Annotated in this window: 23 protein-coding genes and 1 other RNA gene; 5 read left to right on the forward strand and 19 right to left on the reverse strand. The window is 65.4% G+C overall.

Going from position 1 to position 24,242, the window contains the following annotated elements:
* Positions 1-184: 184 nt before the first annotated feature.
* The 7 genes from ACEE23_RS09480 to ACEE23_RS09510 all read right to left on the reverse strand — a co-directional run bounded on the left by ACEE23_RS09480 (position 185) and on the right by ACEE23_RS09510 (position 8,090).
* A complete protein-coding gene (locus tag ACEE23_RS09480; RefSeq protein WP_448872186.1) occupies positions 185-574 on the reverse strand; it encodes a hypothetical protein in 390 nt (129 codons plus the stop codon).
* 267 nt (positions 575-841) lie between these two features.
* The gene (locus tag ACEE23_RS09485; RefSeq protein ID WP_448872188.1) at positions 842-1,597 is read right to left on the reverse strand and encodes an iron ABC transporter ATP-binding protein; all 756 of its coding nucleotides are present in this window, start codon (positions 1,595-1,597) and stop codon (positions 842-844) included.
* On the reverse strand, positions 1,594-2,640 hold the full coding sequence (locus ACEE23_RS09490; protein ID WP_448872190.1) for an iron chelate uptake ABC transporter family permease subunit: 1,047 nt from the start codon (positions 2,638-2,640) through the stop codon (positions 1,594-1,596). Before ACEE23_RS09490 ends, ACEE23_RS09485 begins: the two co-directional genes overlap by 4 nt.
* Positions 2,630-3,607 carry an ABC transporter permease gene (locus tag ACEE23_RS09495; protein ID WP_448872192.1) on the reverse strand — a complete coding sequence of 326 codons (978 nt, stop codon included), beginning with the start codon at positions 3,605-3,607 and terminating at the stop codon, positions 2,630-2,632. Before ACEE23_RS09495 ends, ACEE23_RS09490 begins: the two co-directional genes overlap by 11 nt.
* Positions 3,608-3,709: 102 nt before the next feature.
* Positions 3,710-4,738: a siderophore ABC transporter substrate-binding protein gene (locus tag ACEE23_RS09500; protein ID WP_448872194.1), complete on the reverse strand. Its 1,029-nt coding sequence runs from the start codon at positions 4,736-4,738 to the stop codon at positions 3,710-3,712.
* Positions 4,739-4,983: 245 nt separating this feature from the next.
* Entirely contained in the window at positions 4,984-6,399 is a 1,416-nt protein-coding gene (locus tag ACEE23_RS09505; protein ID WP_448872196.1) for an amidohydrolase, read from the reverse strand.
* Complete coding sequence (locus tag ACEE23_RS09510; protein ID WP_448872198.1) at positions 6,399-8,090, reverse strand: AbgT family transporter; 1,692 nt, start codon at positions 8,088-8,090, stop codon at positions 6,399-6,401. The genes ACEE23_RS09505 and ACEE23_RS09510 overlap by 1 nt, the downstream gene beginning before the upstream one ends.
* A gap of 563 nt (positions 8,091-8,653) precedes the next feature.
* Here ACEE23_RS09510 and ACEE23_RS09515 point away from each other — a divergent pair.
* On the forward strand, positions 8,654-9,331 hold the full coding sequence (locus tag ACEE23_RS09515) for an Ltp family lipoprotein (protein ID WP_448872200.1): 678 nt from the start codon (positions 8,654-8,656) through the stop codon (positions 9,329-9,331).
* Between the two features lie 102 nt (positions 9,332-9,433).
* Here the strand turns inward: ACEE23_RS09515 and ssrA are convergent.
* The 5 genes from ssrA to ftsE form a co-directional block, all read right to left on the reverse strand.
* Positions 9,434-9,811, reverse strand: a transfer-messenger RNA (tmRNA) gene (ssrA, locus tag ACEE23_RS09520).
* 66 nt (positions 9,812-9,877) lie between these two features.
* Positions 9,878-10,240: a DUF488 domain-containing protein gene (locus tag ACEE23_RS09525; protein WP_448872201.1), complete on the reverse strand. Its 363-nt coding sequence runs from the start codon at positions 10,238-10,240 to the stop codon at positions 9,878-9,880.
* A 48-nt stretch (positions 10,241-10,288) separates the two neighbouring features.
* Positions 10,289-10,792, reverse strand: a complete 504-nt coding sequence (smpB, locus tag ACEE23_RS09530; RefSeq protein WP_070769505.1) for an SsrA-binding protein SmpB — start codon at positions 10,790-10,792, stop codon at positions 10,289-10,291.
* Between the two features lie 97 nt (positions 10,793-10,889).
* On the reverse strand, positions 10,890-11,792 hold the full coding sequence (gene ftsX / locus ACEE23_RS09535) for a permease-like cell division protein FtsX (RefSeq protein WP_448872203.1): 903 nt from the start codon (positions 11,790-11,792) through the stop codon (positions 10,890-10,892).
* Positions 11,793-11,796: 4 nt separating this feature from the next.
* Positions 11,797-12,486 (reverse strand): cell division ATP-binding protein FtsE, encoded by a 690-nt coding sequence (gene ftsE / locus ACEE23_RS09540; RefSeq protein WP_290225256.1) that lies wholly within the window; start codon positions 12,484-12,486, stop codon positions 11,797-11,799.
* A gap of 233 nt (positions 12,487-12,719) precedes the next feature.
* On the opposite strand from ftsE, the gene ACEE23_RS09545 reads away from it, so the two are divergent.
* Positions 12,720-14,408 (forward strand): AbgT family transporter, encoded by a 1,689-nt coding sequence (locus ACEE23_RS09545; RefSeq protein WP_448872206.1) that lies wholly within the window; start codon positions 12,720-12,722, stop codon positions 14,406-14,408.
* A gap of 147 nt (positions 14,409-14,555) precedes the next feature.
* Here ACEE23_RS09545 and prfB read toward each other — a convergent pair whose 3' ends face one another.
* Positions 14,556-15,662: a peptide chain release factor 2 gene (prfB, locus tag ACEE23_RS09550; protein WP_448872208.1), complete on the reverse strand. Its 1,107-nt coding sequence runs from the start codon at positions 15,660-15,662 to the stop codon at positions 14,556-14,558.
* 69 nt (positions 15,663-15,731) lie between these two features.
* On the opposite strand from prfB, the gene ACEE23_RS09555 reads away from it, so the two are divergent.
* Together ACEE23_RS09555 and hisN are read left to right on the forward strand one after the other, a co-directional pair.
* Complete coding sequence (locus ACEE23_RS09555; RefSeq protein WP_448872210.1) at positions 15,732-16,559, forward strand: inositol monophosphatase family protein; 828 nt, start codon at positions 15,732-15,734, stop codon at positions 16,557-16,559.
* A complete protein-coding gene (gene hisN / locus ACEE23_RS09560) occupies positions 16,552-17,334 on the forward strand; it encodes a histidinol-phosphatase (protein ID WP_448872212.1) in 783 nt (260 codons plus the stop codon). The genes ACEE23_RS09555 and hisN overlap by 8 nt, the downstream gene beginning before the upstream one ends.
* Before the next feature lie 126 nt (positions 17,335-17,460).
* Here the strand turns inward: hisN and ACEE23_RS09565 are convergent, their stop codons facing one another.
* The 3 genes from ACEE23_RS09565 to ACEE23_RS09575 form a co-directional block, all read right to left on the reverse strand.
* The gene (locus ACEE23_RS09565) at positions 17,461-18,606 is read right to left on the reverse strand and encodes a S1 family peptidase (RefSeq protein ID WP_448872214.1); all 1,146 of its coding nucleotides are present in this window, start codon (positions 18,604-18,606) and stop codon (positions 17,461-17,463) included.
* A 155-nt stretch (positions 18,607-18,761) separates the two neighbouring features.
* Complete coding sequence (locus tag ACEE23_RS09570) at positions 18,762-19,646, reverse strand: hypothetical protein (protein ID WP_448872216.1); 885 nt, start codon at positions 19,644-19,646, stop codon at positions 18,762-18,764.
* Positions 19,647-20,099 (reverse strand): hypothetical protein, encoded by a 453-nt coding sequence (locus ACEE23_RS09575; RefSeq protein WP_448872218.1) that lies wholly within the window; start codon positions 20,097-20,099, stop codon positions 19,647-19,649.
* 111 nt (positions 20,100-20,210) lie between these two features.
* On the opposite strand from ACEE23_RS09575, the gene ACEE23_RS09580 reads away from it, so the two are divergent.
* Entirely contained in the window at positions 20,211-21,440 is a 1,230-nt protein-coding gene (locus tag ACEE23_RS09580) for an amidohydrolase (RefSeq protein WP_448872220.1), read from the forward strand.
* A gap of 18 nt (positions 21,441-21,458) precedes the next feature.
* Here the strand turns inward: ACEE23_RS09580 and galK are convergent, their stop codons facing one another.
* From galK to ACEE23_RS09595, 3 genes are all read right to left on the reverse strand, one after another.
* Positions 21,459-22,712: a galactokinase gene (gene galK / locus ACEE23_RS09585; RefSeq protein WP_448872222.1), complete on the reverse strand. Its 1,254-nt coding sequence runs from the start codon at positions 22,710-22,712 to the stop codon at positions 21,459-21,461.
* Positions 22,705-23,838 carry a galactose-1-phosphate uridylyltransferase gene (gene galT, locus ACEE23_RS09590; RefSeq protein WP_448872224.1) on the reverse strand — a complete coding sequence of 378 codons (1,134 nt, stop codon included), beginning with the start codon at positions 23,836-23,838 and terminating at the stop codon, positions 22,705-22,707. Before galT ends, galK begins: the two co-directional genes overlap by 8 nt.
* Positions 23,839-23,912: 74 nt before the next feature.
* A complete protein-coding gene (locus ACEE23_RS09595) occupies positions 23,913-24,224 on the reverse strand; it encodes a hypothetical protein (RefSeq protein WP_448872226.1) in 312 nt (103 codons plus the stop codon).
* Positions 24,225-24,242: the final 18 nt, after the last annotated feature.

The following is a 24,242-nucleotide window of genomic DNA, read 5'->3' on the forward strand; positions in this document are numbered from 1 at the left end:
CCATCCACACAAATGCAAAAAGTACATTGGCACACTATTGAGTTCTCAAACATCACTGGCACGCCCCAACAATCAGTCACAACCAACTGTTCAAAGCGGCTTGTTCAACCTTACTCACAACCGTAAACAAAGTCAAACACCGTCACCGCCCGTTAACCTCTCGGCTACCTCGCGGCGACTCGAATTAATATAGCGCGTTAGCCCTCCGTATGCCAAATCGCCTTTTCGTTTCATATTTAACCCCAGGTAGATGGCCGATTTTCGACACCGCGCGGAGCACGACCGACTCGCCCACGGCCGGCATGATGATGTCTAAGGCGACGAATGAAAATCCTTCCGGGAGGGCCAAGGCGAAGGGCATAATCACCAGTAAGTTGCGGGGCATCTCCGTCAAGATCAGCGCAATGGGGTCCCGGCTCGGGACGTTGAGACGCCTTCCCGACGCCAGGGCTTGCACTACCGCGCCCAAGATGAACAACACGTAACAAGCAAGTGCCCGCGTAAGCCGCGGCAGGTTCTCCCTCCCCCCAGCCCCCGAAAGTACCGTCGCGATGACGAAAAGGGTCAGGTACATGACCGGGACCATCCAGGCATCGGTGGCTTTGCCTATTTTGTCTTTGGCGCGCGTGTGGCGTACTGCCCAGGCCAGGCCGAAGGGGTGACGATGAGGACGATGAACGCCTGCAGCATGGGAGCGGCTGGGAAGGGCGCGGCCCCTCCCCTCCCCCGCCAGGGGCGGCGCTGCCCGTAGTGCTTCGGCGGCGCTTCCGGCTCGCAGTCGGGCCAGCAGTTTTGGGCACTGAATTTTCAGTTGTGGGCGCTGTATACGCGGCCCGTGCGGCTAGTAGTAGCAGGCCAGCAACCCGTCGGGGCCGTCGATGACCTGGATCGGGGTGTTGAAGATCGGGGTGAGGACCTCGTCCTTCATGATCTCCTCCGGGCTACCGAAGGCGACGACCTCGCCGTCCTTGACCGCGCAGATCGAGTCCGAGTACTTGGCCGCGAAGTTAATGTCGTGGATGACCAGCACGATCGTGCGGCCGAATTCCCGGGCGGCCTGCTTTAAGTGGCGCATCATCTCCACGGAGTGGGAAATGTCCAGGTTGTTGAGCGGCTCGTCCAGCAGAACGTAGTCGGTCTCCTGGCACAGGACCATGGCCACGTACGCGCGCTGCCGCTGGCCGCCGGAGAGCTCGTCCAGGTAGCGGCCCTCGTATTCCCGCAGGTGCAGGAAGTCGATGTACTTGGAGATGATCTCCTCGTCTTCTTCGGTTAGGCGCCCCTGGGAGTACGGGAAGCGGCCGAAGCCCACCAGCTGCCTAACCGTCAGCTTCGTGATGAAGTGGTTTTCCTGCCGCAGGATGGAGACAATTCGGGCCAGATCCTTCGACTTGGTCTTCCCGATGTCGTAGCCGGCAATTTCGATTGTTCCCTCGTCCATGTTCAGCAGGCGGCCGATCATCGTCAGCAGGGTGGACTTGCCGGCGCCGTTCGGCCCGACCAGGGAGGTGATGCCGCCCGAGGGGATCTCCAGGTCGACGGGACCAATGTTGGTCTCGCCGCTGTAGCTTTTCGCGACGTGCTTTAGGGAAATCACAGGCGACCCTTTCTCAAGATGACGAAGAGGAAGACGGTACCGCCGACCAGCTCAATGATGATGGAGACCACGCCCTGGGCGTAGAAGACGTGCTGCATGATGAAATACGCCCCGGTGAACACGGCAAAGGCGGTCGCCACAGCCATCGGGAACAAGAAGCGGTGGTCGTAGGTCTCGGCAAACTGGTATGCCAGCGTAGCGACCAGGAAACCCAGGAAGGTCATCGGGCCCACCAGGGCGGTGGTCACGGCCATGAGGATGGAGACCATAATCAGCGTGAAGATGGCGTTCGCCCGGTGGTTCACGCCCAGGTTGGTCGACGCGTCGCGGCCGAGTGCGAGCACGTTGAGCCGGCGCGAGTTGAGATACAGCGCGGCCGCGGCCAGCAGCATCAGCGGGATGGCCACCGGGTAATAGTCCGAGTCGGCGTTGTTGACGGAGCCGAACAGGCGGGCCGTGAGCACGTCGAACTCGGAGGGGGTCAGCATGCGTTGCATGAACGTCGACAGCGAGCCCAGCCCGCCGCCGATGACCACGCCGACCAGCAACATCGCGTGCATGTTGTTGGAGCGGTTGGTTAGCAGCCAGGAGTAGAGCACCAGCGACAGCAAAACCATGAGCGCGACCTGGACCAGGAACGTGGTGATGTTGCGGGCGTTGGTGAGCCCGGCCGCGCCGAGGAAGAAGATGGTCGCGGTGTTAATGGCCACGTAGAGGGCCTCGAAACCCATGATCGACGGGGTGAGGATGCGGTTGTTGGTCACGGTGTGGAAGGCCACCGTCGCGGTCGCCTGGCAGATGGCCACCACGGCCATGGCGATGACGGCATCGGCGCGCCGCTCGGCAATGAGCCAGAAGCCGCGCGTGCCAAAATCCATCGGGTTGTCCCACGCCAGCAGCCCGGCGGCGAATACCCCGCCGGCGGCCAGCAACATAAGTAGGATGACCCAGTACTTGCGCTGCGCGGCGGCGGACTGGAAGGCCCCGACGTCGCGGGCGGCGGCAGTGACCGGAACAGAAGCAGAAACAGTCTTATTTACCACGGGTCGACCTCACAATCAGGATCACGAAAACGACCGCGCCGATGATCCCCAGGATGACGGACACCGGCATCTCAAACGGCGAGATGATGGTGCGGCCCACCAGGTCGCAGACGGTGACCGTCGCGATCCCCAGCAGGCAGACCCAGGGCAGGTTGGAGCGCAGGTCGTCGCCGCGGAACAGGCTCACGATATTCGGGACGATAAGCCCCAAAAACGGCAGGGCACCGACCACCACGGTCACCACGCCGGTGGCCACGGCGATGAGCCCGGTGCCGATGAGGATCATGCGGTTGTAGTTCAGGCCGACGTTGGTGGCGATCTCCTCGCCCAGCCCGGCCACGGTCAGCTTGTCCGCGAAGAAAAAGACCGCGACGAGCACGATGAGCACTAGCCACAGGACCTCGTACTGCCCCTCGTAGACCGAGGTGAACGAGCCCATGAACCAGATGCCCAGCTGCTGCAGAGAGTCTGTGGTCAGCGCGATGAAGGTAGAGACGGCGCTGACGACCGCGCCCAGCATGATGCCGATGATCGGCACGATCAGGGAGGACCGCAGGGTCACCCGCCGCAGGAACGCGAAGAAGACCATGGTCCCCACGAAGGAGAAGACCACGGCGACCACCATCTTTTGCAGCACGGTGGAGGTAGGAAACAACACCATGGTGGTCAGCAGGCCGAGCCCGGCCCACTCGGTGGTGCCGGTGGTGGTCGGCTCCACGAAGCGGTTCTGGGTCAGCAGCTGCATGACCAGTCCGCTCATGGCCATGGCGGCACCGGACAGCATCAGCGCAATGGTGCGCGGGATGCGGGTGGTGTTGAACATCTCCCCGCCGTCCTCGTGGCCCAGGATGTCGTATTCGCCCACCGCCAGCGAGAGGGCTAGGAGCAGGAGGATGCCGCCTACGCCGAGCAGAAGCTTCCAGTCGAGGAGCTTCGACCGGGAACGCCTGGGGGTTGTTTCTTGCATAAGGTCCGATTCTTGGTAGATAGCCGAAAGCCGGATAGGCCCCGCGCGGGAAAATGAGCGCAGGGGCTATCCGGTTACTTGCGGAAAACGCCGGGTGTGGAACTAGGCATTCTCGAAAGCATCAGCCATTTCGTTCAGGATCTTCGTGTAGGTGATGATGGACTCGTTAGTGTAGGTGTCCTTCGGAGCGACGTAAACATTGCCGTCCTTGACCGCCTGCACGTTCTTCAGCGCCGCGCTGTTTTCCACCAGGTCCTTACCCGGGGTGTAGTCCGGCTCGTCGGAGTTGACCGCACCGTCGCGGTCGAGGACCAGGATCCAGTCCGGGTTGGATTCCGCGATGGCCTCGACGGAGATGTCGTCACCCTCGTGGTTGCTGCTGCCGTCCTCCACGGTCAGGGCCGGTTCCATACCCAGCAGGTCGAATACCGGGCCCAGGGTGCGGCCGACGTGCGGAGCGATGTAGCCGATCTCGCCGCCGGAGGTGTTAACAGCCATGACGGTCTTTTCCGGATCGTAGGCCTTCTTGGCGCGCTCGATGGCGGCGTCCAGGTCCTCGATCAGCTTCTGGGCGTCTTCCTCGTGCTCGAAGACCTCGCCCAGGGCGGTGGTGTGGCGCTTGAGCTCTTCAAAGAAGTCCTTGTCATCGCGCGGCTCGAAGTCCACGATCGGGGTGTCCTCCACCAGCTTTTCGATGTCGGCCTGGTGCTGGGAGAAGCGCTGGCCGTTCCAGACCAGGTCCGGCTCGGCGGCGACTAGGGCCTCCAGATCCGGCTCGCGGTGGCTGCCCAGGTCCGCGGCGACGGTGTCCTTGTTGTAGGTATCAGCCAGGGACTCCGGGATGAGGTTCAGCGGCGCTGCGGACAGCTCCACGCCCCAGTCGGCCAGCACAGCGAAGGCGCGGTTGTCGGCCACCGCCGGCTTCTCGACCGGCAGGGTGATTGTCTGCTCGCCGTTGTTGTCTTCCAGCTTCAGCTCCCCGGCCTCCGAGGCAGCGTTGTCTGCGGCGGTGTTCTCAGCGGAGTTGGAGGAGCTGTCGGCGGAATTGGAGGAATCCTCCGCCGAAGAGCAGGCGGTCAGCAGCAGCGAGGCGGCGGCTACCGAGGCAACCAGAGTACGACGAATCTTCATGGGCTTGTCAATCATCCTTTTCGAAACGAATCCCTTGCGGAATTCCGGGACTATCTTTCCTAGGACAACCTAACTGAAGAGAACCTAACCTGACAAGGCTTAGGCACAGCTAAGTTCCAGGCAACCCTGTTCACCTGCGATTTACCTGAGTTTTTCATAACTAGATCCCCCACCCCCGGAACATACCCCCACTTCGGGCCCGGCCGAGGCGGGCAGGACCGTCCCGCCCTTGCCGTAGCTCCCCACTATTGGGAGTTTTCCGAGCGCAGCAGCCCCTCCACCGAGACCTTACCGAGCTCCGCAAACTCCGCGCGGGCGGCGTCCCGCAGCTGGGGATCCGCGGCGTAGTCGAAGGCGACCTGGGCTAGGCCCACCGCGGAGTCGAGGGCGGCGCGCTCGGCGGACTCCGTGGCCGACCAGGAGGCGAAGGCCTCGGTGTGCAGGGCGACTTCCCGCGGGCTGACCTGCACCATGGGGTGAATGCCCGGCACCAGGTGAGAGACGTTGCCAAAGTCCGTGGAGGCCGCCAGGGTATCCGGGATAATGCCGGCGGGCAGCGGGGCGCGACCGCGGCGGCGCTGGGTGGCGGACCACCGGGCGGCCAGCGCGGAATTGTTGCGCACCGGCAGCGACATCGGGTGCGGGTCCCAGGCGATCTCCACGCCCACTCCCGCCATCAGCGCCGCCCCGCGGGCGATGTCCTCGACCCGGCGGGAGAGCTCCAACAGGGTCCCGGTCCGCAGGGAGCGCGCATAGACCTCGACCACTGCCCTATCCGGGACCACACTGGGCCGGGTGCCGCCCTCGGCGATGACGGCGTGCAGGCGGTCGCTCGGCGGCATCTGCTGGCGGTGCAGGCCCAGGCCCTGGTACATCAGGGAGGCGGCATCGAGGGCGTTTTTACCCATGAACGGCTGCGAGCTCGCGTGCGCGGCCGTGCCGTGGAAGGTCACGGTGGCCGAGCGCCGCCCGACCCAGACGTGTTCGGATATGTCGTAGCCGAAGCCGTGGATCATCAGCGCGGCGTCCACCCCGGCCAGGCTCCCGCCGCGGATCATGTACTCCTTGCCGGAGTGTCCCTCCTCGGCCGGGGTGCCCTGCAGCTCGATGCACACGGGCGCGGCGGCATCGATAGCCCGCGCGGCCGCCAGGAAAGCGCCCACCCCGGCGGCGGCGATGACGTTGTGCCCACAGGCGTGCCCGATACCCGGCAGCGCGTCGTATTCGGCCATGATGACCACCCGCGGGTGACGGCCGGGCTCGTAGCCGGGCGAGCTGATGTTCGTCGAAAAGGCCGTCTCGACTCCATAGGCCCCGCGCACCACGTCGTGCCCGTGCCTTTCCAAGAGATCGCAGAGCACCTGCTGGCTGCGGTATTCCTCGAAGGCGGTCTCCGGGTGCGCGTGCAGGTCGTGGACTATGTGGCGGATTTCGGCCGCGAGTCCGGTTTCTTCCACCTCGCGGCGCAGGCGCTCCCAGTACTCGGGCACCGCGGCTTCCGCCGCCTGCCCGGAGCCTTCCTGCCGCTTCTGGGCGCGCTCGACCGCCGCGTCTACCTCGGCGGAGGTGGCGTCCAAGTAGCTTGTCGATGCCGCCTCTGGGGTCACGCCCGGGCGCTGCGGCGGGCAGGAATCATGGCAGTTATCTGGGTGAGCTGTCATTAGGACTCAATCATAATGCTATCGCCCGGCCCCAGTGGGATATCGGCGAAGAACCACACCCCCAGCAGGATCGCCCAGACGAGGAAGAAGGGGATGACGAACGGGATAAGGCGCGACATCAGCGTGCCCAGGCCGGCCCGGGGCTCGTAGCGCTGCAGCAGGCCCAGCATGACGATCATGTAGGGGTTGAGCGGGGTGATGATCTGGGTGGCCGAGTCGCCCACGCGGAAGGCGGCCTGCACGAACGCGGGCTCGTAGCCCAGCAGCGCAAACATGGGCACGAAGACCGCGGCCATCAGCGTCCACATGGACGAGCCCGAGATGATCAGCAGGTTCAGAACGGACGCCAGCACGATGAAGGCCAGGATGGCCGGGAAGCCGGTCAGCCCGATGGACTCCAGGAAGGCCGCGCCCTTGACCGCGGTGAAGGTACCAATCCCGGTCCAGGCGAACAGGGCAACGAACTGGCCCAGGATGAAGGCCAGGACCAAAAAGCTCAGCATGTCCTTGAGCGCACCGGCCATCATGGTGACCGCGTCGGCCATGCCCTTGATGGTGCCGACCACCGCGCCGTAGGTAATGCCGAGGACCCAGAAGTAGGCGCAGATGATGAAGACGATGGAATCCAGCAGCGGGGACTCCGGCAGGAAGCCGCCCTCCCCGTTGCGCCACGGCGAGCCCGGGATGAGCACCGCTGCCAGGATGACCGCGGTCAGCACCAGCCCGGCCAGCAGGGACAACCATAGCGCCTTGCGCTCCTTCGGCTCCAGAGCAGCGGTCAGGGCGTTGCCCTCAGCGTCGCGGTCGCCGCGCTCGGCGGCATCCGCGGCATCCACCGACTCGTCCTGCGGCACGTCCTGGGCCCGCAGGCGTGGCTCCAGGATCCGGTCGATGATGTAGCCGGCCACCAGGCCCAGCACCACGGAGGAGGCCACGTTGAAGAAGTAGTTCGACAGCGGCGTCACGGTGGAATAGCCCGCCCCGGGCAGGGTATCCATGACCGCGTTGGTGATACCGGCGAACAGCGCGTCCAGACTGGTGGGCACCAACGCCGTGGAATAGCCCGCGCCCACCGCGGCGAAACCGCCAATAAGGCCGGCGACCGGGTGGCGCCCGGCCGCCTTGAAGACCATGGCGGCCAGCGGCGGGACCACCACGAACGCGGAATCGCCCATGACCGAGGCGGTCACGCCGATGACACCGACCGCATACGGGAGCACGGCCGGCCGCGCCGAGCCGAACAGCTGGCGGATAAGCGCCGAGAGCATGCCGGAGCGCTCCGCCACGCCCACGGCCAGCAGGATGGGCAGCACCGTCAGCAGCGGCGGGAAGCCAATGTAGTTCTCCGCCATCGTGGTGGTCAGCCACGCCAGCCCCTCGCCCGTGAACAGGCCGTTGACCTCGGAGACCTCATCCGATCCCGGCACCTGGACCGCGATACCCATCCAGGCCATCACGGTGGAGGCCACCCCGGTAATCAGAAACAGGATGACGAAGATGGTAAACGGCTCGGGCAACTTGTTGCCCACGTATTCCACGCCGGACAAGAACCTATCCAGCACACTCCGCTTCCCCGTGCCGCCGGAGTCCCCGGCAGCACTCGCACCGCCGCCACCGCCGTCGCTACCGACGTCCTCAGCAACAGCCTTAGCGCGCAAGTCTTTATCGTCGTTAGAAATGGGGGTACTCATCGCGTCCACTCCTGCCTGTCTCGGCCCGTCACTTTGCCGTCACGGGATGTGTGCAGCCAGCATAATGTAACTCACGACACACGTGCCTGTGTTGCAGGTTACAACTTTGTAACGGCCCCGCAAACCAATAAACTCCCCCACAACCGGACATCCCCACGCCCGCAACCGGACACCCCTTTGCCCGATACTGGACGTTTCCTGTCATCTTTACCCCCGACAATCGGGCAGACAGCCACGGGAGCCCACCGCGGGAGGCTATACAAAGAAGTTGTCGAGACGTCCCCGTCCAGAGGAAAGGCTATGGGCAACCCCAGCAAGTATTTCGAGGAAGGCCCCAGCCAGTACGCCGTCGATAACCTGGAAGAAAGCGACTGCCCGCGCCCCTACCAGACGCCCGGCCAGTAAACGGAATAGGTAAACCCCAGGCAAGAATGCGGCGCCTACCCCCTCTATCCTCGACGTTTTCTGAGTTTTACACCCCCACGGGCCAGACGATTAGTAAATCCTGCCTGCACAGGGGATATTAATAATGTTGTATATACGCCTATTCCCAAGGAGAGACCATGAGCAGCCCCTACGGCAATGGCCCCCAGCCTTCCGAGCCCCACGACCCGCAGCAGCCGCAAGGACAAGTTAACCCCCAGCAAGCCGTACCGGGCGCCACGACCCCTCAGCCGGAGAAGAAAAAGGCAGGCTGCGGCAAGATTGGCTGCGGTGTCTTGGCTGCCATTCTCATCGTCGGCGGTATCGCCACTGCCTGCGGCGGCGGTGACGATAACAAGGATAAGCAGGAGACGAGCCAGTCCACCACGGACGCTGACGCGGCCAACACCGACGAGGGCAACGCCGATAACACCGCCTCCGAGGGCGAGCCGGCTCCCAACAATGAGGGTCAGGACCAGGCCGAGAACGGTCAGGAACAGGAAGCTGACGTTCCGACCGAGTTCAAGTCCGCGCTGCGCCAGGCGAACACCTACGCGTCCATGATGCACATGTCGCAGACCGGCGTGTACGACCAGCTGGTTTCCGAATACGGCGGTCAGTTCAGCCCGGAGGCTGCCCAATACGCCATCGATAACCTCAACGATGTCGACTGGAATGACAACGCCCTGCAAAAGGCCAAGGACTACCAGGACAGCATGGCTATGTCCCCGGATGCTATCTACGATCAGCTAGTTTCCGACTATGGCGAGAAGTTCACTCCGGAACAGGCTCAGTACGCCGTCGACAACCTGAACTAATCCGCGAATATCCCCGCCGCGGAGCGCAATGCCTCGCGACGGGTTCAACAAAGAAAAGCGGGCGCCCAACCTCCTCATCGGAAGTGTGGGCGCCCGCTTTAGTGGTGGAGCTGCCGGGAATTGAACCCGGGTCCTTCGTCATCTTGCCAGGGCTTCTCCGTGCGCAGTTCGCGCGGAATCTCTGCTCGGCCCTCCGGATCGGACGAACACGTCCGGATGATGGGCCCAGTCTCCAGTAGTGGTCCCATCCGGCCCTGAAGACGCAACCGGATGGCAAGTTCCTTAGTCGATGCCAGTTACTAGGTCAGGAACAAAACCTAGGCTGACAGACACGCATTGCTAATTAGGCAGCAAGTGCGTAGTCACGCTGAGAGTTCTTCTCTGCGTTTATTGAGTGCTACGACGCTTAACGGTGGTCTCTAGCCTGCACCGGCACGCTTCCCCTGGCTCAATGTACGAAGTCGAAACCAAATCAACCCCATTACCTATAGGGCGGGATGCGTCCGCATTCCCTATAGGAGGAATTACTTTACTCGCCCACTCGTGCTAATTCAAGTGCTCCTCCAACCACGCCTTGAGCACCACCGCATGGTTGACTTCCCGGTCGTGGGCAGCGAACAGGAGGCTCACATCGCCGCTCTTGGCAAGGTCGATGAGCTGGTCCAGCTCCCCGGCGTCGGAGTCGTCGAGCTCCGCGCGGTAGCGCCTACTGAATTCTTCGAAGCGATCGGCGTCGTGATTGAACCACTTGCGCAGGTCACTGCTGGGGGCAACGTCCTTGAACCACTCGTCGTAGGCCAAGTCGTCCTTGGCCACCCCGCGGGGCCACATCCGATCCACCAGCACCCGGGTGCCCGAGGCAATGCTGGGATCCTTTTTCACGTCGTGGACTTTGCAGGTGTAAATCATGCCTTCCAGCCTAACCCTCCTACTGCGGGTTAGGCCGGGGCGGAAGTCCTAGACGTTAATGCCCTTCACACGGCGGCCGAGCTCGCGGGAGATCTCCCGGTCCTGGTCGCGACGCTTGATGTCCTCGCGCTTGTCGTAGTCCTGCTTGCCCTGTGCCAGGCCGAGTTCCAGCTTGGCCCGGCCGTCCTTGAGGTAGACCTTGAGCGGGATGAGCGTCTTGTTGCCGGAGCGCACCTGGCCGTAGAGCTTGTCGATCTCCCGGCGGTGCAGCAGCAGCTTGCGGGTGCGCTTGGGGCTGTGGTTGGTCCACGTGCCCATGGAGTACTCCGGGATGTGGAGGTTGCGCAGCCAGACCTCGCCCTTGTCGATGGTGGCAAAGGCGTCGTTCAGGGAAATCTTGCCCTCCCGGAGGGACTTGATCTCCGTACCGACGAGCGCGATACCGCACTCGTAGGTGTCGAGGATCTTGAAGTCATGGCGGGCACGCCGATTGGTGGCGAGTGTCGAGTTGTTGTCGACCGCGCCCTTTTTCTTTTTGCCCTTCTTTGCCATAGCTATCAAGCTTAACCGCCCCGGCTAGAGCGAACAAACCCGCCCGACGGCCACGCGGCAGGCGGTGGCATTCGGGCGGGACTGTGGGGCGCGCGGGCTACTTCTTGACGTAGAGCCGCAGCGTGACTTGGGCGGCGAGGGCGGCGAAGGCCATGGCCACCACGCCGACAATCGGCAGGGCTATCCAGATGTCCTTGGTGTGCAGCGGGGCCAGCAGCTGGGCCTGGTAGAGGCTCTGCAGCGAGGGATCCACCACGTAGGACTTGGTGAGGAACAGGCCGATTCCGGCCACGACCACGCCGATGAGCGTGGACAGGACGGCTTCCAGCACGAACGGGGCCTGGGTGATCCAGCGGGAGGCGCCCACCATGCGCATGATGGACATCTCCGTCGAGCGGTTGTACGCCGCGATCTGGACCATGTTGGCGATCAGGAAGATGGCTGCCACGGCCTGGACAGCGGCGACCAGGAAGGTTGCGTTGCGGATGGAGTCCAGGTTGTCGGTGGCGCGGTCGACCTCCTCGACCTGGTCGACGACGGCATCGACCTGCGGCAGGTCCCGGATGGCGTCGATAGCCGCGGTATCAGTGGGATCCACCAGGCGAACGTGCAGGGCGGCCGGCAGCGCGTCCGGGGAGGTCTCTTCCACCAGCAGCGGGTCGGTCTCCTGGAAGTACTGCTTGAATCGCTCGTAGGACTCCTCCTGCGAGCGGAAGGTGACCTTCTCCACGCCGGAGTCGGCCTCCAGCTGGTCCTTAATCTCCTTACAGCCGGCCGACGTGCAGTCCGTGTCGTTGGCGGAGATCTCCTCATCCAGCTGGACCATGACCTCCACCTGCTCGAGGTAGATGTCTTTGGTGTCCTGGGTAAGGATGGTCACCAGGACGCCGGCGACCACCAGGCCTACGGACACGGCCGTGGTGATAATCAGCGCGATAGTCATGGTGATGTTGCGGCCGAGCCCCTTGGCGGCCTCGCGGAAGACGAAATTTGTCTGCATGGTCTTAGAAGGCCTCCCCGTAAACGGCGTGGGTTTCATCGCGCACGAGCTTGCCGTTGCTCAGCTCCAGCACGCGCTGGCGTGCCTCGTTCACGGCGCGAGCGTTGTGCGTCGACATGATGACGGTGGTGCCGCGGCGGTTGATCTTAGACAGCAGGGTCATGATCTCCGTCGCGGTCGCCGGGTCCAGGTTGCCGGTCGGCTCGTCCGCGAGCACCAGCTTCGGGCGGTTGACGAAGGCGCGGGCCACGGCCACGCGCTGCTGCTCGCCGCCGGAGAGCTCGTTCGGCATGCGGTGCGCCTTGGAGCCCAGGCCGACCATCTCGAGCACCTCCGGCACGGCCTTGTCGATCCGGTGCTTCTTCTTGCCAATGACCTCCAGCGCGAAGGCCACGTTCTGGTAGACGTTCAGCTTGGGCAGCAGCCGGAAGTCCTGGAAGACGTAGCCGATGGACTGGCGCAAGCGGTTGATCTCGCGGCCCTTCAGGGCGTTGACGTGGAAGTTATCGAAGTGGATCTGTCCGGAGCTCAAGTTGGTCTCGCGCACCATCAGCTGCAGGAAGGTGGACTTGCCTGAGCCCGAGGGGCCGATGAGGAAGACGAACTCGCCGTCCTCAATGCGGAAAGACACGTCATCCAGTGCCGGTCGCGTTGAGGTCGGATAGACCTTGGTTACGTTTTCGAAGGTGATCACGTCCGCAACTCTAGCAACAGCAAATAACAATTGAAACTCTTTTACCCATCAATCGACTAAAAATTATGTATCCCCAACTCCGTGTACGCTATAGTGACGCACACCATAAGTTCGAATACCTGCCATGAAATCCGGGCGACAGTACTAGCGCGGCGGCCGCCGGCCCCGCCTAAAAACGCCGCACCCGGATAAAACCAAGAGCCCCGGCTCTTCGACACAGAAAGTGCCGTTTTATGACAGAAACCGCTACCGAAGACCAGCCGAAGAAGACAGAATCCCCCGGGGGTTTTCTCGGCACCATCGAAAAGCTGGGCAATAAGCTGCCGGATCCCTTCTGGCTGTTCGTCGTCCTCGCCGGAGTCGTCGCCGTGTCCTCCTGGCTCGGGTCCCTGGCGGGCATGAGCGCCATGGATCCCCAGACCAATGAGACCATCGAGGTCGAATCCCTGCTCACCCAGGAAAACATCTCGCGCATGGTCACGGATGCGGTGGAGAACTTCACCTCCTTCCCGCCACTGGGCGTCATCCTCGCCGTCATGCTGGGCGTGGGCGTGGCCGAGCAATCCGGCCTGCTGTCCGCCCTCGTGCGCGCGATGGTTGCCAAGGTCACCCCCGCCACGCTGACCTTCGCCGTCGCCCTGGCCGGCGTGACCGGCTCGGTGGCCTCCGACGCCATCTACGTCATCCTCATCCCGCTGGGCGCAATGTCCTTCCACGCGCTGGGGCGCTCCCCCATCGTCGGCGCCATGGTGGCCTTCGCCGCCTCCTCCGCCGGGTTTAACGCCTCGCTCATCCTCAACATCACCGACCTGCTGCTGGCCGGCATCTCTACCCCAGCCGCGCAGATGGTCGATCCGGACTACCACGTCAGCCCGCTGGCCAACATCTTCTTCGTCATCCCCTCCGCCGTCGTCCTGGCCCTCATCATCACCGCGGTCACCGAGCTGTTCATCACCCGCAAGGCCCGCGAACTGGTCAACCACGACCACATCAACTACGAAGAGGTCTCCTTCGACAAGGCCGCCGGCGGCCCGCAAGAGTCCTCCGCCGACGCTGACGACGCCGTGGATGCGCATGCAGAGGATCATGCGGAGGATGCCGACGACTCCGACAGCGACTACGACTTCACCGACGACGAGGAGGCGCTGAAGCTGTCCCGCCAGGAGGCCAAGGGCCTGATGTGGGCCGGCATCGCGCTGCTGGTCTTCCTCGCCGGCTTCTTCGCCCTGCTGTTCATCCCGGGCTCGCCCCTGGCCGGACCGGACGGGGAGGCCATGGAATCCCCGCTCATCTCCGCCATCGCGGTGCCCATCGCCCTGGCCTTTTTGCTGGTGGGCATCGTCTACGGCATCGTCGTCGGCACCATCAAGGACGGCTCCGACGTCCCGAACTTCATGGCCCGGGGCCTCAAGACCCTGCTGCCCATGCTGGTGCTCTTCTTTGCCGTCGCCCAGTTCCTGGCGTGGTTCGAGTGGTCCAACCTGGGCGTGTGGACCGCGATTACCGGCTCCGAGCTCCTCCAGCGCTGGAACCTGCCGCCCATCCTGATGTTCGCCGGGCTGGTCCTGCTGGTGGCCCTGCTCAACCTGCTGATTACCTCCGGTTCCGCGCAGTGGGCGCTGATGGCCCCGGTCATCGTCCCGATGATGATGTACGTCCACGTCTCCCCGGAGGTCGCCCAGATGCTGTTCCGTATCGGCGACTCCCCGACCAACATCATCACCCCGATGTCGCCCTACTTCGCCCTGGCCCTGACCTTCCTGCAGCGCTACTACAAGCGCGCCGGCGTGGGCACCCTGATGTCGCTGGCCCTGCCCTACTCCGTGGCCATGCTGGTCGGCTGGTTCCTCTTCTTCGTCGTCTGGTACCTGCTGGGCATCCCGCTCGGCCCGGGCGCGCCCATGCACTACCCGGCCGAGTAGCGAACACCGGCATCAATACCTCAAGCGCCAGCCCCGCAGCGGAAGTTTTCTCACAATCCGCGCGGGGCTGGCGTCGTTAGTTCACGGCCGCCGTCGGCAAGTAGCTGTGGCGGGTGGGCGTGACTAGCGGGGAGGTGTGGCGGGCGGCTAGTCCTCGCTGTCGTTGCGCTGGGCCATGCGCCAGCGGATGCCGGCTTCCAGGAAGCCGTCGAGGTCGCCGTCGAGGACCTTCTGCGGGTCGCTGACCTCGAAGCCGGTGCGCAGGTCCTTGACCATCTGGTACGGGTGCAGCACATAGGAGCGCATCTGGTTGCCCCAGGAGGCGTTGCCGCCCGCGCCCAGCGCATCCAGCTCCGCCTGCTCTTCCTGGCGCTTGCGCTCCAGCAGCTTGGCCTGGAGGACCCGCATGGCCGAGGCCTTGTTCTGGATCTGGGATTTCTCGTTTTGACAGGTCACCACGATCCCGGTGGGGACGTGGGTCAGCCGCACGGCGGAGTCGGTGGTGTTGACGGACTGCCCGCCCGGGCCGGAGGAGCGGTAGACGTCCACGCGCACGTCGGCGTCCGAGATATCGATGGAGTCGGTCTGCTCCACCACGGGCAGGACCTCGACCTCCGCGAAGGAGGTCTGCCGACGGCCCTGGTTGTCAAAGGGGCTGATGCGCACCAGGCGGTGCGCGCCCTGCTCCACCGAGAGCGTTCCGTACATGTACTCGCCGTGCACCACGAAGGTGGCGGACTTAATGCCGGCCTCCTCGGCATAAGAAATGTCGTAGACGTCGACCTTGTGATCGTTGTGCTCCGCCCACCGGATATACATGCGCATGAGCATCTCCGCCCAGTCGGCGGCATCCACGCCGCCGGCGCCGGAGCGGATGTTGATGACCGCTTCGCGCTCGTCGTATTCGCCCGACAGCATGGTGGTCACCTCGAGCGCCTCGATAGTCGAGCGCAACGCGGCCAGCTCCTCATCCGCCAGCCCGGTGTCGCCTTCTTCCTCGGCGAGCTCGTACATCACCGGCATGTCATCGAGCCGCCCGCGGAGATCGGCGAGCTTGCGGAGCTTCGCCTGGGCGGCGGAGAGCTCCGAGGTGACCTTCTGCGCGTGCGCCGGATCGTCCCAGAGGCTCGGGTCGCCCGCCTGGGCTTCTAGTTCCCGGACCCGCGCGCTCAGCTCCTCCGGGTTCATCACCTTTTCGATGGTGGTTAGCGTCGTGGACAACTCGTCCAAAGCAGCAGTCTTATCCGGGTGCATAGCGCCCCAGTCTACCGCGCAGGGGTGTTCAATTAGCGATCGCCTGCCGCAGGGGCGACAATAGGGGCTATGACTCAGACCCCGAGCTTGCCCGAGATGATCGACGCCATCGCCAAGACCTTCATGGTCGCGCACGCGGATGATTCCGACGCGCACCTGGCCCAGGCACTGGTCTACAACGCCGGCCGCCTGGCCTGGCGCATGCGTGATCAAGGCGTCAATATCGAACAGAAGACCTCCGTGTCCGACGTGGTCACGGAAGCCGACCGCGCCGCCGAGCGCTTCGTCGCCACCGTGCTGCAGGCGCTGCGCGGCGAGGACGGCCTGGTCGGCGAGGAAGGCACCTCCCAGGAGTCGACCTCGGGCCGCACCTGGGTCATCGACCCGGTGGACGGGACCTATAACTTCTCTTCCGGCTCCGACTACTGGTGCTCGGCGCTCGCCCTGCGCGACGCCGAGGGCACGGTGCTGGGCGCAGTCCACCGCCCGGCTATGGGTTATACCTGGTTCGGCGGCCGCGACTTCCCCACCTCCCTGGACGGCAAGGAAGTCACCCCGCTGGCCGATGCCCCGGCCGCGCAGTTGTCCCTGGCCACCTACCTGCACCCGACCTCCATCCAGGACCCGGATATCCGGGCCGCCTGGCAGAAGGTGGCCTCCGGCTTTGCCACCGTGCGCATGCTGGGCGCGGGTTCGGTGGATCTGTCCAGCGTGGCGGACGGCACCTGGGGCGCGTGGATGCAGCACACCGTCGCCGAATGGGACTGGCTGCCGGGCAAGGCCCTGGTAGAGGCCGCCGGCGGCGCGACGAAAGAGATTTCGGCCGGCGGCGTGGTATGGTGCCTGGCTGGAAATAAACAGGCAGTGAAAGAAATGGAGCAGATGCTGCGTGGGTAAATACAAAGAGGACTTGGGGCTGGCCCTTGAGGTCGCTGGTCACGCGGACGCAGTGACCATGCACCGTTTCGAGTGCTCGGATCTGGCGGTCAAGTCCAAGCCGGACATGACCCCGGTCACCGACGCCGACCTGGCCTGCGAAAAGCTCATTCGCTCGAAGCTGGCCCAGGCCCGGCCCAACGACGACGTCTTGGGCGAAGAATTCGGCGGCGAGGCCAAGTTCTCCGGCCGCCAGTGGGTCATCGATCCCATCGACGGCACCAAGAACTTCGTGCGCGGCGTGCCCGTCTGGGCCACGCTCATCGCGCTGCTAGAGGACGGCGAGCCGGTCGTCTCCGTCGTCTCCGCGCCGGCCCTGCGCCGCCGCTGGTACGCCGCGAAAGGCGGCGGCGCCTTCCGCGTTTTCGGCGGCGAGCCGAAGCGCCTCCACGTCAGCGGCGTCGGCGAGCTGGCCGACGCCTCCGTGGGCATTTCTTCCCTGTCCGGCTGGCGGGACCGCGGCCTGCGCGAGAACGTCCTCGAGCTGACCGACGTGACTTGGCGCCTGCGCGGCTACGGCGACTTCTGGAACTACTGCCTCGTGGCCGAGGGCGCGGTGGATATCGCCGCCGAGCCGGAGGTCTCCCTGTGGGACCTGGCCGCCCCCTGCCTGCTGGTCACCGAGGCCGGCGGCAAGTTCACCAGCATCGAGGGCACCAACGGCCCGAATAACGGCTCCGCGCTGGCCACCAACGGCCACCTGCACAAGAAGGCGCTGGGCTACCTGGCACCCTAAGCGCGGGCCCGCCGCCCCCGGAAACCTAAAAACCTACGACAAGGTCCCCGCCTGAAAATCAGGCGGGGACCTTGTGTGTTTTAGTGAGTGGCTAACCGGGGTGCCGGTTGCTTGCCACGCGTGGCCTTAGTTCTCCGGGAGGCTAAAGCCAGCGCCGACGCCACCGCGGCGGTTCAGATCCGCCAGGATGGCATCCATGTTGGTCACCGCGGTGGGCACGTGCACGGCACCCTGCAGCGGGGTGCGGCAGGCACCGTTGAAGCCCGGCGGGTTGATGCCGCCGGTGACGGAGCCAACCAGGCGGCCACGGTTAAACAGCGGCGCGCCGGAGTCGCCCTGCATGGCGCAGACCTGGGTGAACTGGTACTGCGGGATGGTCGTCAGGGTCATACCGCAGGTATCCCCGGTGGCCAGACCGCGCTTGCAGCTGATGTCGCCCGGCTTGACGTTGCCGCCCAGGCGGTTGGCGGTCACGCCGTTGTAGGTGCGGGAGACTTCCGCGTTGGCGCCGAACTCCACGACGGAGTAATCCAGCTCGGCGTTCTTGTCCACGATGGTGCCCGACGGGCCGACCTGCCAGGAGTCGGCCGAAGCCACGGGCTGCCCCACCTCACCGCAGTGGCCGGCGGTCAGGCCGACCTTGCGGCCGGCGTTGTCCGTGCCGGCGGCGGTCAGGGTGCACATCGCCTCATCGTTGACGTAGATGGGAGTGCCCGGCCCGTAGAGGGACTTGCCCTCGGTCAGGGCGGCGTTGGACTCCTCCGGCACCTGCGGGGCGTCGAAGTAGGAACCCGGCACGCGGTGCAGGATGAAGTCCTTGGTGGGCTTGCCGGCCATCACCTTGGAGAACATATCATTGCGCCACTGGTAGTTCGGGTCAACGTTCTGGGGCTTAAACTCGGGCTGCGTTGCCTGCCGGACGGTCTCCTCGAGCCCAATCGGGTTCGGGTTGGTCGCCGGCGCGTCAGCGTAGTCGTGCGTTTGGGGTGCGGTCGCCGCGGCTGCTGCCTGGCCTGCCGCTTGCTGGGCCTGCGGGCCCTGCGGCAGGTGTTGGTTGACAGCCTCGGTGACGGCATCAGTCACCTGCGGGTCTACCTCCGGGGCGGAAATTCCCCAGTCGGCCAGATCCGAGCGGACCTGGTCCACAGCCGCCGCGGCATCAAAGCCGGGTTGGGGCGCTTCCTGCGCTCCGGCGGCTGGGGCCGCAAAGAAAAACGCACCTGCGAAAGCCGAGCTCACCAGGACTTTCTTTAGGTGCGGAATGCGAAGCATATACAGCCTTCTTTCACATCGTGGATCATTAGGGCCCCTTAATCTTGTCACGTAAATTAGTTATAAACATCCCCTTTCCCACACTGTTTCCAAGCCGTTATAGTTTCCAATTCGCGACCTCGACTTTCCCCTGCTGGCCCCTCCGGGCGCGTTACCTAGCCACCCCTAACGGAGGGTGACGGGGTTTCATCCTCGGTGGAATCCCAGCGGCGCTTTTCCGCTTCCGACTTGCGGTGATTGCGCACGGCCATAAAGCCCAGGACCACGGCGATAACCAGCGGCACCCACACCTTCGCGTAGTCCAACAGAAAAGCCAGCCAGGCCGGGATGGTCAAATCCGGGAAGGGGATATCCCAGTCCGGCCACGTGGGCACCGGCAGGGTGATGTCGGGTAGGTCCGGCACCGGCAGGGCAATCGCCGGCAGCTGCCAGTCGGGAAGCTCCCAGTCCGGCAGCAGGTCGAGCAGCCAGCCGATGAGCCGGCTGACCAGCGGGCCCAAAACGATGACCGCGATGGCCCAGCCGCTCTTGCCCAGCCCGCCCAGCATGGGATAAAGCACCCGCTTGAAGGAGCTTTCCTCCATCTCACGGGCCCGCTTCTCCCCGCGGCTGCCCGGCGGCGGGGTGAATTCGACAACCTGCTTGCCCTCGCGGAACTCCACGGCATTGAGCTCGTCAAAGAAATTGGCGGAAATCTTCACGCACGGTTTCCCGTCCATGGCCGCCAGGTTTCCCGCGGGCTCGGAGTCCCAGCCCAGCTTCTTGCTCAGCGGGATCTTACCGCTTCGCACACCGCGCACGCGCCGGCGCACCTCCCCACCCACGGTGAGCTGCATGCGCACCGGCGGGTTGTCCACGAAAGTCTGTAGCCTCTCCATGGCCCCGGCGTCAACGGGCAGCGAAGTGCCGTTCGCCACCTCACCGGTCTCATCGTCCCGCTCGGCGGGCCAGTCCGGGTAGCGCTCGATAAACTCCGCGTCGAAGCCGCATTCGACGGTGATCCGCCCGTGGGTGGGGTGCTCTAGCGTCCAGGTTTCCACCTATTCCTCCCCCTCCCAGGCAGTCATGGCGCCCTCCTTGTCGGCGATCGCGGCGCCGACAATGGCCAGGATGACTATGACCGGCAGGTAAATCCAGGTCCCGGGGTTGAAGTACATCTTCATCGCCAGGAAGTACGCCGCCCCGACCAGGATGGGAAAGGAATAGGTAAACCGAAAAACCCGGGCATCGACTGCCCCGCCGACCAGGGCCACGGCCAACAGGAAGACCAGGATCCCCCACCCCGGCACAAAGGTGTGGAGAAGCGGCGGGCCGGCCACGATGAGCAGCCCGACGCCTACCAGCACGACCCACCCGGCCACGCCCCGGCGCGACTTGGGCTTTTCCGGCTGGCCCGCCGCCGGCCGGGCCACCTGTGGCCCCTGCCCAGCACGGCGGGGGTCCTTCGGCGGGACCCACTGACTGTCTTCCCGATAATCTTCCGGCCTGTTCATAGCGCACACACTATCCGATGCCCCACCCGCTGTCCTCCTCCCCGCGGAGGACTTGTACCCCGGCGGCAGGAGGGCGGCGCGGTCGACGCGAAAACCTTTATCATGGTCGCCATGACAACTAGCGGAACTGTACAGGAGAACCTGCAGGTCCTCTTTGCCGCCATGGACGCCACCCGCGCTGAGCGCGAGGAGCTCTACACCTGGTTCCACCAGCACCCGGAGCTGTCCATGCAGGAAGAGCACACGACCGCGCGGGTCGAAGAACAGCTGCGCGCCTACGGCTGCGAGGTTTTAAGCCTCGCCGGCACCGGCCGGGTGGGTATCCTGCGCAACGGCGACGGCCCGACGGTGCTGTTCCGGGCTGACATGGACGCCCTACCCATCGCGGAGGACTCCGGCCTCGAGTACGCGGTCGCCAAGGAGCGCGGGCTCATGCACGCCTGCGGGCACGACTTCCACACCGCCTGCCTGCTGGGGGCTACCCGCGCCTATGCCGAACACCCCGCGGCCTGGTCGGGCACGCTCATCGCCTTGTTCCAGCCCGGCGAGGAGGCCGGCGGCGGCGCGCAGAAGATGGTCGACGACGGGCTGGCAGAAAAGATCCCGCAACCGGACGTGGCCCTGGCCCAGCACGTCGGCCCGTTCGCGCCGGACTACGCGATGACCACCCGCCCCGGCGCGCTCATGGCCGAGGCCACCAACTGGAAAATCACCGTCTACGGCCGCGGCGGGCACGGCTCCCAGCCGCACCTGAGCACCGACGCGGTGGTGCTGGCCGCCAATATCATCACGCGGCTGCAGACCGTCATCGCCCGCGAATTCGATCCGCAGCAAATGGGGATCTTAACCGTCGGCTCGGTCCACGCCGGCGCGTCGTCGAATTCCATCGCCGACTCGGCCCAGCTGGGCATCAACACCCGCGCGATGTCGCCGGAGGCCACCGAACAGATAGTCGCGGCCCTCAAGCGAATAATCCGCGCCGAGTGCCTGGCCGCGCAGTCGCCGCGCGAGCCCGAGTTCGAGCTGCTGGACGCGGTCCCGCCCGTGCACAACGACGAGGCCACCACCGCGCGGGTGGTGGACTCTTTCACCGAGATCTTCGGCGCAGATGCCGTCTACGGCAACATGGCGCCGTTGACCGGCTCGGAGGACTTCCCCATCATCCCGCACGCGCTGTCCGTGCCCTACTGCTACTGGGGCTGGGGTGGTTTCCCGGATACGGAAGGAGCCCCCGCCAACCACTCCCCGGCGTTCAACCCGGCGCTCCAGCCAACCCTGGATACCGGCACGCGCTACGCCATCGCCGGCATCGGCCTCTGGCTCGCCCAGGCGCGGGACTAGCCCGGCGCTTACTGGCGCCTAGCGCAGGCGGCGGGCACCGGCGCCGGGCTCGGCCAGCAGGAAGGACGGCTCCGGGAAGCCGGCATCGGCAGCCGCCGCGGCGATGGCGTGGGCGGTCGCGTCCACCTCGTCGCGCGGGATGAGCGCGATTACCGCGCCGCCGAAGCCGCCGCCGGTCATGCGCGCGCCTACCTCGCCGGCCGCGCTAAAGGCCTGGTCGAGCTCCTTGGTGGTGACCTCGTACTGATCGCGCAGGCTCACGTGGGAATCACGCATGAGCACCCGGAAGGTGTCGAAGTCACCGTCCTGCAGGGCGCGGGCGGCTTCCAGGGCGCGCTGCGTTTCGTCGACCACGTGCGCCACGCGGCGCGCCACGAGATCCGGGTCGGCGCTGGTCCCAGCCTCGTTGCCGGCGGCCCAGGCGCGGGCGGCGGCCACAGCATCGCCCGTGGCCGCCTGGATGTCACGGATCGTTCCGTTCTCACCGGGCGCGAGCGCACGCTGCACGTCATCGATGAGCCCGCGGCGGGAGGCGTACTGCCCGTCGCTCAAGGTGTGCGGGGCGTTCGTGTCCGCGATAAGCAGCACCAGGTCGCGCGCCGTGATGTCGAAGGGCACGCGCTCCACCGCGCCGGTGGAAAAGTCCAGAACCAGGGCCTTGCCGCGGGTGCACAGCAGGCTCGCGTTCTGGTCCAGCCCGCCGGTGGACGCACCCACCACCTCGTTTTCGGCGCGGATGCAGGCCTGTGCCAGCTCCTTGCGTGCCGCGTCATCGGGCTGGCGGCCAGCGGCCAGCTCGTAGGCCGCCACGGCCACGGAACACTCCAGCGCCGCGGAGCTGGACAGGCCCGAGCCCACCGGGACGTCGGAGACGACCGCGATGTCCAGGCCCGCGCACTCGGCAATCGCGCCGGATTCCAGCCCCGCCCAGACGGTGCCGGCGATATAGCCGGCCCAGCTCGCCGGGTTGCCGGGGCCGACCTGCGCCAGCGGGATCGCACACCGCGCCGGTTCGTCCTTCCCCGGCTGCGCGGAGACCATGCGCAGCTGCCCGTCGGTCCGGGGCGCCACCGCCACGGCGGTGTTGTGCTCCAGCGCGAACGGGATGGAGGCCCCGCCGGCGTAGTCGATATGCTCGCCGATGAGGTTGACCCGGCCCGGCGCGGCCCACACCCCGGCCGGCGGGGCGGAAAACTCCGCGGCGAAGAGGGCCTGGGCATCATCGGCCAGCGCGGCGTCGCTGCGGCGCGGCAGCCAGTTGAGCTTAGTCACGCGGCCAGACCTCCTGGAAGCGGGCGGCGATGGCCTCCGGCGTGGTGTCGTTGATCCACACGCCCTGCGCGGATTCGGAGCCCGCCAAAAACTTCATGCGGTTCGGCGAGCGCATGAGCGAGAACAGTTGCAGGTGCATACGCACGGTGCCGCAGGCGGCCGGGTCGACCGGCGCCAGGTTCCAGCCGGCGATGTACGGGGTCCGCTCGACGCCCTCGAAGAACTCATCCACCGCGGTATACAGCTTCTTGAGCAACGCGGCTAGGTCGTCGCGCTGGGCGTCGCCCAAATCCCGGAAGTCCCGGGCCGGGGTGTTGGGCATGACCATCGCCTCGACCGGCCACTTGGCCGCGGCCGGGACGAAGGCGGTGAAGTGCTCGGTCTCCGCGATGATCCGGGTGCCGGCGGCGCGCTCGCGCTCTAGCACGTCGGCGAAGAGATCCCCGCCGGTTTCATTTCGGTACTCCCGCGAGCGGTCGACCATCGCCTTCAGCCGGGGCGAGAGGAACGGGTAGGAATAGATCTGCCCGTGCGGGTGCTGGAGGGTCACGCCGATTTCCTCCCCGCGGTTTTCGAACGGGAAGACCTGCTGGACCCCCTCGATGGCGGCCAGCGCCTCCGTCCGGTGGGCCCAGGCCTCGATGACGGTGCGGATGCGGCCAACCGGCAGGTCCTTGAAGGAGGTGTGCGCGTCCTCGGTGAAGCAGACCACCTCGCAGCGCGCGTGGGCCGGCCGGCGCGGGACCAGGCCCATCGCGTCCACGTCGTACTCAAAATCCGGGCCGGCCTCCGCCGCCAGGGAGAAGGACGGGAAGCGGTTTTCAAAGACCACGACGTCGTAGGTCGGCGACGGGACCTCCGTGGGCAGTCCGCCCGGGCTCGACGGCGCCAGCGGGTTCTCGTTGGCCGGCGGCATGAACGTGCGGCTCATGCGGTGGGCGGCGAAGGCGACCCAGTCCCCGGTCAACGGGTCCCGGCGCATCTCTGAGGTCGGCTGCACCTGCGGTAAGTCGCGCGGGTCGGTCAACACGCGCTCGCCCGCGGCGTGCGGGCGGTCATCGAAATAGAAGATGTCCCGGCCGTCTGCCAGCTGGGCTTGCGTGACTGAAACATGTGCTTCGGACATGCGTCGTTCTCCTGACGTTTCCTAAATAAAATGCTGCCGCCGACGGGAGGCTATCGCCCCGCCGGGATCAGTATCTAGTGCTTCGGGTGAGGTTCTGCTTCCACGGCGGATTCCGCCGCGGCTGCGTCGCTTACCACGATAGGCCGCAGCTTCGCCCAGGCGGCAAAGACCACGGCGGTGGCAAGCAGCGCGAGCCCGGTCCACAGGTTGTCCGTGGCGGCCTTGAGCGCCCCGGTTTCCGGATCGATGCCCGGGTCGAGGAAGAAGTAGCAGCCGATGAGCACCACGCCGTAGATTCCGAGCAGGGCCGCGATCACGTTGCGCAGGTCGAAGGCGCCGGTCGGCGAGGTGGAGTCAGGTTTCTGGCTCACGGGTGAAGAAGTCATGATGAGTTACTCCCCTTC

This window comes from Corynebacterium sp. 32222D000AT (assembly GCF_053546955.1).